The following is a 13,337-nucleotide window of genomic DNA, read 5'->3' as shown; positions in this document are numbered from 1 at the left end:
CGGGAAAGGAACTGCCCCGGCTTCCTCCCACCCGGCCTCCCCCCTTCGGGGAGAGGTGCGCTTTCTCGGGCGATGCTGATCAGTTATTAGAATTTGAAGAAGTCGGCGATTTTGCCGAAGATGGCTGTCGGGCGGTACTGCTTCGGAATGGCGTAGGTGCCGGTGTGCTTCACCGGGACGGACATCTGCCCGAGCGGGGTTTCGAGGTCGAGACCGGCGGCCAGCTGGTAGGGTATCTTGTCCGGATCGGGCTTGCGCTTCAGGATCTCCAGGAGGTCGGCGTACGCCACGCGAATGGGGATGCGGACGTCCGTTTCCTCGTTGGCCGGAAAGTTGATCTCCTCGCGTGCCCCCCCCTTCACGAGCGGCAGCGCCATCACCTTCAGGTCATAACTGTACCCGTAGAGCTTCAGGTCGAAGTTGTTCGGGTTTTTGAGTCTCAGGTAGACCTCCATGCCTGCCCCGGCGGGATCCACCGAAACCACACTCAGGTCCTTCATTACAACAACCGGCGTCTTGACCAACGTATTGCACCCAGAAAGAACGGCTAACAGCAACAGCAGCAAAGCAAGTCTTCTCAAAACGGACTCCTGGAAAGGGGATTGGTGAAAAACAAAGCGGGCGAGCCCCGAAAGGAACCCGCCCACTATAGCACAACGTCTACTCAAACAGCAAAAGGACTATCGGTTACTGGCAACCTGCATCAGCATGCCCCTTTGCATCTCCCGCAGTATCTCCGTGCGGAAGCGCTTGCGGATTTTGTCATAGGCTCTGGCAGCCGGCCCTGTTCCACAATAGAGCCTTTTCGCACGGGCCTTGTTCCCACCGGCCATGTCGAGCTTCTCGTAAAGCTCCTTCACGGCCGCCTCAGCGCACTTCTCGTCGTCCCACATGTCCTGCGGTGTGAAGCCGTGGCTCTCGGCCCGTTCCGGCATCAACTGCCACACCCCAAGGGCACCCTTGGATGATACCGCTCTCGATGAGAGCTTGTGCCCGCCGGTTTCCGCCAGAGCTATCTCGGCCAAATCCAGCGGCGTGAAAATGGTTCCCTCCGTCTTCTCATAGCAGATTTCCGCGAGCCACTTGGCCCTTGCAGAGGTCGTCCTGCGGGCAAAGGTGGCGTAGATTGCGGGAACCAGCTTCTTCCTCCCGTCGAGTTCAGTCTGTTTCGGAAGGTCCATCTGCACGGACGGGGCTGCAGGGGCTGTTTTGTCCCCCTGCTTCTCGCTCCCTTCCGCCCAGGTCAACAGCGCCCGGTCCGACTCCGACACCGACGGAGTCACCGGTACCTGCGCCTGCTGCAGGTGGGACTGGTCGCACGATGCCGTCATCAGAAGCAACGCGACCAGCACTACAATTTTTCTTTTCATGATCAATTTTGTGATATGGCTTTTGCCGGCTTTAGGTAGTGATACTTAATGTCGGTAGTGAAGCCCGCGCCAATCATCTCCTTTCTCTAGAATCGCATTGGCTCGTCGCCAACCAGAGGTGTACTAGTGTAATCTATTCCGACTCTCTTGCAACCCTCACATTAATTTTTTGCAATCATCGAAAATAAGAAGGGAGGCCCGCCAGTGCGGCCCTCCCCCACTAAAGCCTCAAAATTTCGTATGTTAAAGCTGCACCCCCATAACATCAGCCACGGTATGGATGTCCTTATCGCCCCTGCCCGACAGACAGACGACGATGCTCTCGTTGGTGGAAAGTGTCGGAGCCAGACGCAGTACGTGAGCCACGGCGTGGGAAGACTCCAGGGCGGGGATGATCCCCTCCTCGCGTGTTAGTACCTGGAACGCCTCCAGGGCCTCATCATCGGTGACCGAGACATAGCTTGCCCGGCCGAGCTCCTTGAGGTATGAGTGCTCTGGGCCGACCCCCGGGTAGTCGAGGCCTGCGGAAATGGAGTGGGCGTGGGCGATCTGCCCGTACTCGTCCTGCAAAAGGTAGGTCTTGTTGCCGTGCAGCACCCCGACGCTACCGGCGGAAAGCGGAGCGGCATGCTTGCCGCTTTCGATGCCGTACCCCGCGGCCTCGACGCCGATCATCTGCACGCTTGCATCGTTGACGAAGGGGTGGAAGAGACCGATGGCGTTACTCCCGCCGCCCACGGCGGCCACCAGGTAATCGGGGAGCCGGCCTTCGGCCTCTAAGTGCTGCTCGCGCGCCTCGCGGCCGATGATGGACTGGAAGTCGCGCACCATAACCGGATAGGGATGGGGTCCCGCGACGGTGCCGATGATGTAGAAGGTATCTTCCACGTAGGTCACCCACTGGCGCATCGCCTCGTTCATGGCGTCCTTGAGCGTTGCGGTGCCGGAACTTACCGGGGTCACCTTGGCACCGAGAAGCTTCATGCGGAACACGTTCAGCGACTGGCGGCGGATGTCTTCTACACCCATGAAGACCTCGCACTCCATGCCGAAGAGGGCCGCTACGGTTGCCGTCGCCACACCGTGCTGCCCGGCGCCGGTCTCGGCGATCACCTTTTTCTTGCCCATGCGCTTCGCGAGCAGCGCCTGTCCGATGGTGTTGTTCACCTTGTGCGCGCCGGTGTGGTTCAGGTCTTCACGCTTCAGATATATCTTCGCCCCGCCCATTTTCGCGGTGAGTTTCTCGGCCAGGTAGAGGGGATTCGGGCGCCCAACGTACTGACGGAGGTAATAGGCAAACTCCTCCTGAAACCCCTTTTCATTGCGAAAATGGTGGTACGCCTTCTCGAGTTCGAGCAAGGCCGGCATGAGCGTTTCGGAGACGTATCTGCCGCCGAAACGGCCGAAGTGTCCAGTGTGGTCAGGCGTGTCCAAGGGTGCCTCCAGTCGGTGTATGAGGGGGGCATAATAGACTATCTGTCGATAAATTGCAAGCTTACAGAACACCCCCCCTAGGCAACCTACCGCCGTTACTCACTTTTAGCCGTTTCTCTTTGCCTTATTTTCGGCTTTGGGCTACATATAAACACTGTTTCTCGAGCTCATTTTCCGGGGTAAAAAACGACTCCTGAGAGGACGATTTTTCCCTCTGAGAGAGCCCTGTTTTCCACCCTGCCGATTAATCCAGAAGAGGTGACCGATGGCGTTGCAGAATCCATTTCACATAGTGCTGGTCGAACCAGAGATACCGCCCAACACGGGCAACATAGCGAGGCTTTGCGGGGCGACCGGAACCATCCTGCACCTGGTGGGTAAGCTCGGCTTCTCCACCGACGACCGTTACCTGAAGCGGGCCGGGCTCGACTACTGGAGCGAGGTCGACATCCGTTACTGGGACAATCTGGAAGCCCTGACGGCCTCCTTCCCCGGGGGACGCTTCATCTATACCAGCAAGAAAGCGGACAAGAGCTACGTCGAGTTCTCCTTTCTTCCCGGCGATTTCATCGTCTTCGGCAAGGAGACCAAGGGGCTTCCCGAAGAACTCATCGCCGCAAACCCGGATACCGCGGTCAGGATCCCGATCATCGGCAAAGTGCGCAGCCTGAACCTCTCCACTTCGGCGGGGATCGTGCTGTACGAGGCGCTGCGACAGACCGGAGCGCTGCAAGGGGCGTAGCTCCCCTCCCCCGCCGGCGCGGGCGGTTCACTGGAGGCGGTGCGCATCTGAAAAAGGAGAGAGGGATGTTCGAAAAGAAGTGCGGCGAAGGTTATCGAGAAGTCCTGCCGGGGATCATGCAGAAGACCCTGGTGCACGGCGAAATGACGCTGATGGTCGAGTTCCTGCTTGCAAAGGGAGCCCTGCTGCCGATGCACAGTCACCCGCACGAGCAGACGGGATACCTCGTGAGCGGCCGGATCAGGCTGACCATAGCCGGTGTCCCGCACGAGGTGCAGCCGGGGGACAGCTGGTGCATCGCGGGAGCGGCCGAGCATCGCGCCGAGATCATCGAGGACTCGGTGGCGATCGAGGTGTTCTCACCCGTGCGCAAGGAGTACCTTCCGGGCGGCGTCAGTTGAACTGGTAGATAACCACGCCGAAACTCACGGCGGTCACGGCGAAGGCGATGAGGGCCAACAGACCATCGCGGGAAATGAGCGCCAGGCCGAAAGCGGTGAGGGCGACCCCGGCGCCGTGGGCGGAGAAGGGGACCAACTCCATCATCGGCATGACGATCGCTATGACTGCACAGACAAACGAGATGAAGTATGTGCTCCCCCCCTGGATCAGGGCGGACATGCGCGGTCTCAACCAGCGGTCGATGAAGCGGGCTGAAGGACGCAACAACCGCACCGCCGTGTGCACCTTCTCCTTCGCCAGCGAGCGCCGCAGGACCCATTTCGGCAGCCAGAAGTGTTCCCTGCGAAAGAAGAGCTGCCCCGCGATCAGCAAGATGAAGATCCCCATCGTGGTAGGTACGCCCGGCATGCCGCTGATCGGGGAGGCGGCGATCACCCCCACCATGAGCAGCAAAGGTCCGAAGGATCGATCCCCCACCGATTCAACGATCTGCCCCAAGGAGACACGCCCCTCGTCGTCGGCCGATTGGTTGATGCGGTCCAGCATATCCTGAAGGTTGGTGATCTCGCTCGCCATACGGAGCCTCTCTCATACCGCCGTCAAAGCGCCCGCTAATACTGCCTTTCGCAGATTACATTGGATGCGGCCAATGTCAAGAGCCTCCACCAGCCCCCTACCCTACCCAAAAACCGTATACATATCAGATAAATATAATGTTTCCCGTCCTTGACAGTGGAAGATCTCTGTCTATATTCAAACAGCACATTTTTATAACAGGGAGGAAGTGATGTCGACTAAGGAGAATCTTGCCGAAGCGTTTGCCGGGGAGAGTCAGGCAAACCGCAAATACCTTGCCTTTGCTGCGAAAGCCGAGGCGGAGGGGCTGCAGCAGGTAGCGAAACTGTTCCGTGCCGCGGCACATGCCGAGACGGTGCATGCCCACGCGCACCTGCGCGCTATGGGGGGGATCAAGGGGACCGTGGAAAACCTCAAGGAAGCCATCGAAGGCGAAGGCTTCGAGTTCCAGCAGATGTACCCGCCCTTTCTCGAGCAGGCGAAAAATGAAGGAGATCGCGCGGCGGAGAACTCCTTCAAGTTCGCCCTCGCCGTCGAGGAGATACACCACGACTTGTACCAGCAGGCGCTGGCCGCCGTGCAAAACGGCGTCGATCTCGCCGACCGCCCGATCTATGTCTGCGAAGTCTGCGGCAACACGGTGTACGACGAGGCACCTGACAAGTGCGCCATCTGTCTTGTGCCGAAGGAAAAGTTCTCCAGGATCGCATAACGCGACGAGGGCGCGGCCGGCATCGGCTGCGCCCTTTCTTTTTCACAAACGCCCCTCCCGAGACGAACCTACCTTTACCTTGCCGTCAGGGATTCCTGATGCTGACCCGCCCCGGTGTCGCCCAGTCGTTATGCCCCCCCGGGATCTCGTGAAACACCGTCCCCGGCCTGCTCTCCGCCAGGGTCTTTGCGAACCGTGCCGGGATGACCTCGTCGTTCATCGCGCCGAAGATCTCCACCTTTCCTTTATATCCCGCGAGCGATTTCACGTTGTCCCAGTCGTCCGCCAGAAGCAGACGCACCGGGAGAAACCGGTAGTGGTACTGTCCCACCCTGTGCAGCTTGTCAAAAGGGGCGACGAGGACGATTTTGTCCGGTGGCGGCGTCACCGTGGCGAGAAAGGACGCCGGCCCGCTGCCGAGGGATTCTCCCACCACGCAGACCGGCCTATCGGGATACTGCTGCCGCAAAAGCAGGTAGGCCTCTTTGGCCGCCTCGTTGATGCTCTCCTTGGAGGGGGTTCCCTGACGCAGGCCGTATCCCGGGTACTCAAGGATGTAGACCGCATCCGTGCGGGAAAAGGAGGGAATGGCGTAAGCCCGGTCGCTTGCCTGACCGCCGTTGCCGTGGGTCATGAGCCAGACGTTCGCAGGGGGCGCGGCCGGGCGATAAACCCCGATGAGTTCGCCCTTGTCGCGCCACGGGATGAGACCGTTGTCCCGGTCATGATGGGTGGGGAAGTAGAGAAGCTGCCGCTGCCAGGCCATGGCGCTCAGCACAAGCGCCACCAGACAGACCAGCAGGAGTTTGAGCAATCTGAGCATGAGCCCTCCCGCGGCATGATCAGGGGAGGCAGAAATAGACGGTTGCGCCCTCGTCGACCACCCCGTGGGCCCACACACTGCCGCCGTGCCGCTCGACGATCCTCTTCACCGTCGCGAGCCCGATTCCCGTTCCTTCAAACTCGGAACCATGCAGCCGCTGGAAGGCACCGAAAAGCTTGTTCTGGTAGGCCATGTCGAACCCAACGCCGTTGTCACGCACGAAGAAGGTATCTTTCATAGCCCCCCCGCTGCGCCCCACCTCGATCCGGGCCAGCTCCCGGACGCTTGAGTATTTCCAGGCATTGGCGACGAGATTTTCCAGCATCTGCTCCAAAAGCCCCCGGTCTCCGTGCACCTCCAGGTCAGGCTCGATCAGCATCTCCACCCGGCGCCGCGGCTCGGCATCCTGAAGCTTGCTCCCTATTGAACAGGCCACTTCGCTTAAGTTAACCGGCACCTTGTTGAGTTCCGAGCGCCCGATGCGGGAGAGTTCGAGCAGGTCGTCTATCAGGGTTCCCATCCTGCGCGTCGAGGCGCATACCCGCTCCAGGTACTGCTTTCCATCGGGCGGAAGGTCGGAGCCGTACTCCTCAAGCACGATGGAGGTGTAGCTGTTGATGTGGCGCAGGGGCCCGCGCAGGTCGTGCGACACGGAATAGCTGAAGGTTTCCTGCTCCTTCATGGCGGCCTCGAGCCGGGCGGTGCGCTCGATGACGCGCCGCTCCAATTCCTCGTTCAAAAGGCTCAGCTCCTCGGCCATCCTTCGGGTCTGCGTTATGTCCCGGCTGATCCCGAAAACCCCGACCACGTTTCCTTCCTTGTCGTGCAGAGGCCCTTTGGTGGATTCAACCAGAATGCGTTCTCCGTTTGGCAGTGTCAGCATGTGTTCGACAATGCGGATGACGTTGGAGCCCAGGACCCTTTGGTCCTCCTCCATGACCAGCTGCGCCACTTCAGACGGGAAGAGTTCCGTATCGTCCTTCCCGAGTATCTCAGGCAGTCCCTTTCCGGTCATCTGGGAAGATGCCTTATTGAAGAGCAGGTAGCGGCCGTTCACATCCTTCACGAAAACAGCATCCGTGGTCCCCTCGATGACGGCATTCAGTACTTCACGGTTTTGCTGCAGCGCGCCCTCCACGAGCGCACTCTCAAGCAGGGTTCGCTGCAGTTCATCGTTCACCGACACGAGGCGCTCTTGTTCCTGATCGTACCTTCTGAGCAAGGCCCATAGCATGGTTGTGCAGGCACCGGCCGTCACCATCAGCCCGACCACGTGGTCCGCGATCCGCTCAGTCTCTGAGCGAAAGGGAACGACCCATTGCGGGAAACATAGCTCCAGCACGAGCAGTGCAATGATGTCTGCGATGGCAATCGCGACCAGTACCCACCGTTCCCGTCCGCGGAAGAAGATGGGGAGGTACATCACGATGCAGAAAAAATAAAAAGGGATACTCCCGTGTGACGCACCGTTTGGAAACCATACGAGGTTGAGCAAGGCGAGCAGCAGATAAAAGAGTAGCTTTGGGTGGCACCGCCCCCGGCAGGATTCCCGGAAGAGAACCAGCGCGAGAACGGCGAAAAGGGCAAGCAGCACATTGATGGAGGGGGGAAGAGCCTGCAGGTAGTTCGCCGGCATTATGACAAAAAGGGAGACGACGGCGGCCATCAGGCATAGTACTCCGAAGAGAACAAGCTCCATACTGGCTGCCCCATCTCGCCATATGCAGGCCTTCAATCTTGCGATGGAAGATGCTCTACAGCTCATATTAGCCTCGGGCGTCCGCTGATGTCGCAAACGAACCGTAAAGCTAACACATTAATTCAAATTGATAAAGAGTTAATTTAAGCAATGGCAACCGTCGTAGAGAAAGGCTCCGCAACGGTGACTTGAGCTCTTAATGCTCCTCCAGGTTCAGCGCCCTCTGCGCCCGATCACCTTGCGAAAAAGGAGCAGTTGGGCCGTGATATCCACGGCAAGTACTGCAGAGGTGAAATACAAAAGCCATTCCCTGTTGTCGAAATAGGCGAGGCAGTTGAAGAACATGTACAGGGTGACGACCCAGGACAACAGCCGCCGGACACTGAGGACGGTACGTCCGACCTCCTCCTCGTCGGTTCCGACAAGCAGGGCCACTGCAGGTGCTGCATAGTAGCCGACCGTGGCGTCGATGAAGGTGAGGAAGATGTTGGCGGCGAAAATGTAGGTCAGATGCTGGTCCATTGCGGCTCCCGGTCTTTGCTTACCAGGGATAATTAAGACAAAGCGGCGTAGGAAGCAAGCACAATGAGAGCGCTGCCGCACCTTTGCTATAACAAGGTCGGCGCAAGCTCACCGTGATCGCGAACATAAAAAAGGGCGGAAGGTTTCCCCTCCGCCCCTTGTTTGCTGCATAAGCTGCTTGTTACTTGAACAGCGCCTTCTGGTACTCGCGGTTCAGCCTTGCGATGAACTTGACGTTGATCCCTTTCGGGCACGCGGCCTGGCACTCGTAGTGGTTCGAGCAGTTGCCAAAACCTGCTTCCTGCATAGCGTCGGTCATGGCACAGACGCGCTGTGCAGCCTCAGCCTTGCCCTGCGGCAGTGCAGCAAGCTGCGCCACCTTGGCGGAGGTGTAGAGCATCGCCGAGCCGTTCGGGCAGGCGGCGACGCAAGCGCCGCAGCCGATGCACTCGGCGGCGTCCATGGCGTAATCCGCATCCACTTTCGGGACGAGGATGGCGTTACCGTCAGCAACACCGCCGGTGTGGCAGGAGGTGTAACCACCGGCCTGCATGATCTTCTCGAGGCCGCTTCTGTCGACGATCAGGTCCCTGATGACCGGGAAGGCGAGAGCGCGCCACGGCTCGATGTAGATGGTGTCGCCGTCGCTGAAGTTCCTCATGTGCAGCTGGCAGACGGTGGTACGCTCCTGACCGCCGTGCGGCACGCCGTTGATGACCTGGGAACACATACCGCAGATACCTTCGCGGCAGTCGTGGTCGAATACGATCGGGTCCTTCCCTTCCTTGATCAGCTGCTCGTTCACTTCGTCAAGCATCTCCAGAAAGGACTGATCCGGACTTACGTTTTTGGCATCGTACTGCTCGAGCTTGCCCGGCTGATTGGGACCACTTTGGCGCCATACGTGTAGTGTGAGGTTCATTATTTATAACTCCTTACCGCCAGATGAACGTTCTCGAACGTCAACGGCTCCTTGTGCAGTTCGGGCTCTTTGTCGACACCTTTGAACTCCCAGGCTCCAACGTAGCAGTAGTTCTCGTCGTCACGCTTCGCCTCGCCGTCGGGCATCTGGTGCTCGACGCGGAAGTGACCGCCGCAGGACTCGTTCCTGTGCAGTGCGTCCTTCGCCATCAGCTCGCCGAACTCGAGGAAGTCTGCCACGCGGCCGGCGTTCTCCAGCTGCTGGTTCAGTTCTTCGCCCTTGCCGGTGACCTTGACGTTCTTCCAGAACTCTTCGCGCAGGGCCGGGATCCGTTTGATGGCGTCCTTGAGGGTCTCTTCGCTCCTCGCCATGCCGACGTTCTCCCACATGATCTTGCCCAGCTCGCGGTGGAACTCGGAGACGGTCTTCTTGCCGTTGATGTTAAGGAGGCGGTTGTTGTAGGACTTAACGTCCTCAACCGACTTCTTGCACTCGGGGTGGTCCGCCTTCACGGCACCCGGCTTGGTCTTCGCCAGATAGTTCGCGATGGTGTAGGGGATGACGAAGTAGCCGTCGGCGAGGCCCTGCATGAGCGCGGAAGCACCCAGGCGGTTCGCGCCGTGCACCGAGAAGTTCGCCTCGCCGAGGACGAAGAGGCCCGGGACGTTGCTCTCGCAGTTGTAGTCGACCCAGAGGCCGCCCATGGAGTAGTGCGGAGCCGGGTACATACGCATCGGCTGCTTGTATGCGTTCTCGTCGGTGATCTTCTCGTACATCTCGAAGAGGTTGCCGTAGCGCTCGCGGATGGTGTGCTCGCCCACGCGCTTGATCGCGTCGGAGAAGTCGAGGTTCACACCGCGGCCGCCAGGGCCGACGCCGCGCCCGTCGTCGCACTGCTCTTTGGCCGCACGCGAGGCGATGTCGCGGGGAGCGAGGTTACCGAAGGAGGGGTATTTCCTCTCCAGGTAGTAGTCGCGCTCGTCTTCCGGGATGTCGTTGGGGTGACGGTTGTCACCTTTTTTCTTCGGAGCCCAGCAGCGGCCGTCGTTTCTGAGCGACTCGGACATGAGGGTCAGTTTGGACTGGTGCTCACCGTGCTGCGGGATGCAGGTCGGATGGATCTGGGTGTAGCAGGGGTTGGCGAAGAAGGCGCCCTTTTTGTGGGCACGCCAGTTCGCGGTGACCGAGCAGCCCATCGCGTTAGTGGAGAGGTAGAACACGTTGACGTAGCCGCCGGTGCAGAGCACCACGGCGTCACCCACGTGGGTACGGATCTCGCCGGTGATGAGGTCGCGGATCGTGATGCCTTTGGCCTCGCCGTCAACCACGACCAGGTCGAGCATCTCGGTGCGGGCGAAGAGCTTCACGGTGCCGGCCTTCACCTGACGGGAAAGAGCCGAGTAGGCGCCCAGAAGGAGCTGCTGACCTGTTTGGCCACGGGCGTAGAAGGTACGGGAGACCTGGGCGCCGCCGAAGGAGCGGTTATCCAGGTAACCTGCGTAGTCGCGGGCGAACGGAACGCCCTGTGCGACGCACTGGTCGATGATGTTGTTGGACACCTGGGCCAGACGCCAGACGTCCGCCTCGCGGGCACGGAAGTCGCCACCCTTGATGGTGTCGTAGAACAGGCGGTAGATGCTGTCGCCGTCGTTCGGGTAGTTTTTCGCGGCGTTGATGCCGCCCTGTGCTGCGATGGAGTGGGCGCGGCGCGCGCTATCCTGGTAGCAGAAGGCTTCGACGTTGTAGCCGAGCTCACCCAGGGTAGCTGCGGCTGCGCCACCGGCCAGGCCGGTGCCTACAACGAGAACTTTGTACTTACGCTTGTTTGCGGGGTTAACCAGCTTCAGGTCGAAGCGGTGCCTGTCCCACGAGGTCTGAATCGGTCCTTTCGGACATTTTCCGTCGAGTATCACTTGAACCCCCTAAAGTTTCAATAAGCCAGCCAGGATGACGGCAGGAATCGAGATGTATGCGAGCATGAGAACGGCGGAGATAACCTTGCCGCCGGTACCGAAGGCCGGGATGGTCTTCTCGTTGTTCCAACCCATGGTCTGCAGGAAGCTCGGGATGCCGTGGGAAAGGTGGAGGAACAGCATGATCATGGCGAAGGCGTAGGCCAGTGCGATGAGGCCGTTGCCGAAGCTGGTGACCACCATCCGGAAGACGTCCGGACGGTTCGCAGAGTCGAGGCCGATAACGACGTCGGGGGTGCCATGGACGGTGAACTGAAGCAGGTGGTACACGATGAAGGCCAGAACGAGCAGACCGGTCCAGATCATGTTCTCGGAGGCGAAGCTCGCCTTGAGGTTTTTCTTCACCGCGTAGGCGCCAGGGTTGGCAGCCTTGTTCTCCAGGGTCAGCATGACGCCGTAGCAGATGTGAACGGCGATGGCTGCGCCCATGAAGAGGCGGAAGGCCCATACGAGCGGCGGCAGGCTATGCAGGTGCTCAGCATAGGCGTTGATGCCGTTGGGGCCGAAGAAGATGGTGGAGTTGCCGATCAGGTGGATCAGGATGAAGAGGATCAGGAGCTGACCCGTGATGGACATCAGGATCTTTCTTCCCACAGAGCTAGTTAAGATTCGCATGTTTTTTTGTCCCTTTGCCTTTTTATCTATTGAATCAGATGGTGGAAATGCTTGCGTACACCGGAGGAGTACAAGTCCCGAAGACCCGATGACGGGGCGGACTCGCGGCTTCCGCTTCAGGGGATGGAGGACCTCGCCACGGGATCAGTGTCTGCATAGCTTTTCTCCTTTTATTAAATTCACATGAGCATCTTCGGATGGTATCTATAGCACAAAAATCGGCGGGTTGATAGACGCGCATATTAAATGCCGTTATACGAAAATGCAACAGTTTTTTGTATACAGCATACAATTAATGGTTCAAGCAAGTTAGCCCCCTCTAAATCACACTAACCATGTTTTGAAATTCCGCTTACGCGGCGTTGCTGTTGCTTTTTACACCCCTCTCTGCTAATTAGGATAACAGTCCGCAGTAAAACACGATAAGCAATGGAAGGTTCATGATTTACAAACTACTGAAGAAAGACAAAAGGTCCGCCGCGCGCCGGGGCGTAGTAAAAACCGCACACGGCGAGATCCAGACTCCTATATTCATGCCGGTGGCAACCCACGCCGCCATGAAAGCGATGACGCCTGCCCAGGTCAAAGAGACCGGCGCGCAGATCATCCTGTCCAACACCTACCACCTGCACCTGCACCCGGGGGAGGCCCTGGTGGAAAAGGCGGGGGGGCTGCACAAGTTCATGTGCTGGGACGGCCCGATCCTCACCGACTCCGGCGGGTTCCAGGTCTTCTCCCTGCCGAAGAAACGGATCACCGAGGAGGGGGTTTTCTTCCGCCACGAGGACACCGGCGAGGAGATCTTCCTCGACCCGGCCAAAGCGGTCGCCATCCAGGAGGCGCTCGGCGCCGACATCATCATGAACTTCGACGAGTGCATCCCCTACCCCTGCGACAAGGCGTACGCGGAGCGCTCGACCGAGAAGACGATACGCTGGGCGAAGCAGTGCCGCGAGGCGCACAAACGCGAGAACCAGTACCTCTTCGGCATCGTGCAGGGAAGCGTGTTCGAGGATCTCAGAAAGCGCTGCGCCAAGGCGCTCGTGAAGATGGATTTCCCCGGTTACGCCATAGGCGGGGTATCCGTCGGTGAAGGCCTGGAACTTTTGAAGCAGGTGGTCGGCTACACGGCGCCGCATCTTCCCGAGGACAAGCCGCGCTACCTCATGGGGGTCGGCCTTCCCGAGGACATCCTCGAGAGTGTCGAGCGCGGCGTGGACATGTTCGACTGCGTCATCCCGACCCGCTACGCGAGGAGCGCGACCCTCTTCACCAACCGCGGCCGCATCAGGCTCACGAACAAGAACTACCGGCGCGACTTCTACCCGGTCGAGCCGAACTGCACCTGCTACACCTGCCGCAACTTCACGAGGGCCTACCTGCACCACCTGTTCACCTCGAACGAGGTGCTCTCGGCGATCCTTGCGAGCATCCACAACGTGCACTTCTACCTGAACATGATGTCCGAGATCCGGACCGCGATCGAGGAAGACCGCTTCGTCGAGTACAAGGAGCAGTTCCTCGCCGCCTACATGAAGGGTAAATAG

The 13,337-nt window shown here is 59.4% G+C and carries 14 protein-coding genes; 4 read left to right on the top strand and 10 right to left on the bottom strand.

Going from position 1 to position 13,337, the window contains the following annotated elements; genetic code table 11:
* Positions 1-86: 86 nt before the first annotated feature.
* The 3 genes from E4633_RS12240 to trpB form a co-directional block, all read right to left on the bottom strand.
* The gene (locus E4633_RS12240) at positions 87-500 is read right to left on the bottom strand and encodes an LEA type 2 family protein (protein ID WP_246038085.1); all 414 of its coding nucleotides are present in this window, start codon (positions 498-500) and stop codon (positions 87-89) included.
* Between the two features lie 180 nt (positions 501-680).
* Complete coding sequence (locus tag E4633_RS12235) at positions 681-1,370, bottom strand: transglycosylase SLT domain-containing protein (RefSeq protein ID WP_135870552.1); 690 nt, start codon at positions 1,368-1,370, stop codon at positions 681-683.
* A 243-nt stretch (positions 1,371-1,613) separates the two neighbouring features.
* Positions 1,614-2,804, bottom strand: a complete 1,191-nt coding sequence (gene trpB / locus E4633_RS12230) for a tryptophan synthase subunit beta (protein ID WP_135870551.1) — start codon at positions 2,802-2,804, stop codon at positions 1,614-1,616.
* Positions 2,805-3,069: 265 nt separating this feature from the next.
* On the opposite strand from trpB, the gene E4633_RS12225 reads away from it, so the two are divergent.
* Both E4633_RS12225 and E4633_RS12220 read left to right on the top strand, forming a co-directional pair.
* Positions 3,070-3,546: a tRNA (cytidine(34)-2'-O)-methyltransferase gene (locus E4633_RS12225; protein ID WP_135870550.1), complete on the top strand. Its 477-nt coding sequence runs from the start codon at positions 3,070-3,072 to the stop codon at positions 3,544-3,546.
* Between the two features lie 65 nt (positions 3,547-3,611).
* Positions 3,612-3,947, top strand: a complete 336-nt coding sequence (locus E4633_RS12220; protein ID WP_135870549.1) for a cupin domain-containing protein — start codon at positions 3,612-3,614, stop codon at positions 3,945-3,947.
* Here the strand turns inward: E4633_RS12220 and E4633_RS12215 are convergent.
* Positions 3,940-4,524: an exopolysaccharide biosynthesis protein gene (locus E4633_RS12215; protein WP_135870548.1), complete on the bottom strand. Its 585-nt coding sequence runs from the start codon at positions 4,522-4,524 to the stop codon at positions 3,940-3,942. The two genes, E4633_RS12220 and E4633_RS12215, sit on opposite strands and share 8 nt — an antisense overlap.
* 211 nt (positions 4,525-4,735) lie before the next feature.
* Between E4633_RS12215 and E4633_RS12210 the strand changes: the two genes are divergently transcribed.
* Positions 4,736-5,236, top strand: coding sequence for a rubrerythrin family protein (locus E4633_RS12210; RefSeq protein WP_135870547.1), 501 nt, complete (start codon positions 4,736-4,738; stop codon positions 5,234-5,236).
* Positions 5,237-5,321: 85 nt separating this feature from the next.
* Here E4633_RS12210 and E4633_RS12205 read toward each other — a convergent pair whose 3' ends face one another.
* The 6 genes from E4633_RS12205 to E4633_RS12180 form a co-directional block, all read right to left on the bottom strand.
* The gene (locus E4633_RS12205) at positions 5,322-6,059 is read right to left on the bottom strand and encodes an alpha/beta hydrolase (RefSeq protein ID WP_135870546.1); all 738 of its coding nucleotides are present in this window, start codon (positions 6,057-6,059) and stop codon (positions 5,322-5,324) included.
* Positions 6,060-6,078: 19 nt separating this feature from the next.
* On the bottom strand, positions 6,079-7,758 hold the full coding sequence (locus E4633_RS12200; protein ID WP_135870545.1) for a sensor histidine kinase: 1,680 nt from the start codon (positions 7,756-7,758) through the stop codon (positions 6,079-6,081).
* A 213-nt stretch (positions 7,759-7,971) separates the two neighbouring features.
* The gene (locus E4633_RS12195; protein WP_135870544.1) at positions 7,972-8,280 is read right to left on the bottom strand and encodes a hypothetical protein; all 309 of its coding nucleotides are present in this window, start codon (positions 8,278-8,280) and stop codon (positions 7,972-7,974) included.
* A gap of 181 nt (positions 8,281-8,461) precedes the next feature.
* Positions 8,462-9,202, bottom strand: a complete 741-nt coding sequence (locus E4633_RS12190; RefSeq protein ID WP_135870543.1) for a succinate dehydrogenase/fumarate reductase iron-sulfur subunit — start codon at positions 9,200-9,202, stop codon at positions 8,462-8,464.
* Positions 9,202-11,115: a fumarate reductase/succinate dehydrogenase flavoprotein subunit gene (locus E4633_RS12185; protein ID WP_135870542.1), complete on the bottom strand. Its 1,914-nt coding sequence runs from the start codon at positions 11,113-11,115 to the stop codon at positions 9,202-9,204. The genes E4633_RS12190 and E4633_RS12185 overlap by 1 nt, the downstream gene beginning before the upstream one ends.
* 9 nt (positions 11,116-11,124) lie before the next feature.
* A complete protein-coding gene (locus tag E4633_RS12180) occupies positions 11,125-11,790 on the bottom strand; it encodes a succinate dehydrogenase cytochrome b subunit (protein ID WP_135870541.1) in 666 nt (221 codons plus the stop codon).
* A 440-nt stretch (positions 11,791-12,230) separates the two neighbouring features.
* On the opposite strand from E4633_RS12180, the gene tgt reads away from it, so the two are divergent.
* Positions 12,231-13,337 (top strand): tRNA guanosine(34) transglycosylase Tgt, encoded by a 1,107-nt coding sequence (gene tgt, locus E4633_RS12175; RefSeq protein WP_135870540.1) that lies wholly within the window; start codon positions 12,231-12,233, stop codon positions 13,335-13,337.

This window comes from Geomonas terrae, assembly GCF_004791675.1.
Lineage (GTDB): Bacteria > Desulfobacterota > Desulfuromonadia > Geobacterales > Geobacteraceae > Geomonas > Geomonas edaphica.
The sequence above is the reverse complement of the archived record's forward strand: the minus strand, read 5'-3'. Positions and strand labels throughout refer to the sequence as shown.

What these genes read in the sequence shown, in the direction of transcription:
- E4633_RS12210 (WP_135870547.1), top strand. Translation starts at nt 4,736, where the DNA reads ATGTCGACTAAGGAGAATCTTGCCGAAGCGTTTGCCGGGGAGAGTCAG.
- E4633_RS12190 (WP_135870543.1), bottom strand. Translation starts at nt 9,202, where the DNA reads ATGAACCTCACACTACACGTATGGCGCCAAAGTGGTCCCAATCAGCCG.
- E4633_RS12235 (WP_135870552.1), bottom strand. Translation starts at nt 1,370, where the DNA reads ATGAAAAGAAAAATTGTAGTGCTGGTCGCGTTGCTTCTGATGACGGCA.
- E4633_RS12220 (WP_135870549.1), top strand. Translation starts at nt 3,612, where the DNA reads ATGTTCGAAAAGAAGTGCGGCGAAGGTTATCGAGAAGTCCTGCCGGGG.
- E4633_RS12225 (WP_135870550.1), top strand. Translation starts at nt 3,070, where the DNA reads ATGGCGTTGCAGAATCCATTTCACATAGTGCTGGTCGAACCAGAGATA.
- tgt (WP_135870540.1), top strand. Translation starts at nt 12,231, where the DNA reads ATGATTTACAAACTACTGAAGAAAGACAAAAGGTCCGCCGCGCGCCGG.
- E4633_RS12180 (WP_135870541.1), bottom strand. Translation starts at nt 11,790, where the DNA reads ATGCGAATCTTAACTAGCTCTGTGGGAAGAAAGATCCTGATGTCCATC.
- E4633_RS12200 (WP_135870545.1), bottom strand. Translation starts at nt 7,758, where the DNA reads ATGGAGCTTGTTCTCTTCGGAGTACTATGCCTGATGGCCGCCGTCGTC.
- E4633_RS12215 (WP_135870548.1), bottom strand. Translation starts at nt 4,524, where the DNA reads ATGGCGAGCGAGATCACCAACCTTCAGGATATGCTGGACCGCATCAAC.
- E4633_RS12205 (WP_135870546.1), bottom strand. Translation starts at nt 6,059, where the DNA reads ATGCTCAGATTGCTCAAACTCCTGCTGGTCTGTCTGGTGGCGCTTGTG.
- E4633_RS12240 (WP_246038085.1), bottom strand. Translation starts at nt 500, where the DNA reads ATGAAGGACCTGAGTGTGGTTTCGGTGGATCCCGCCGGGGCAGGCATG.
- E4633_RS12195 (WP_135870544.1), bottom strand. Translation starts at nt 8,280, where the DNA reads ATGGACCAGCATCTGACCTACATTTTCGCCGCCAACATCTTCCTCACC.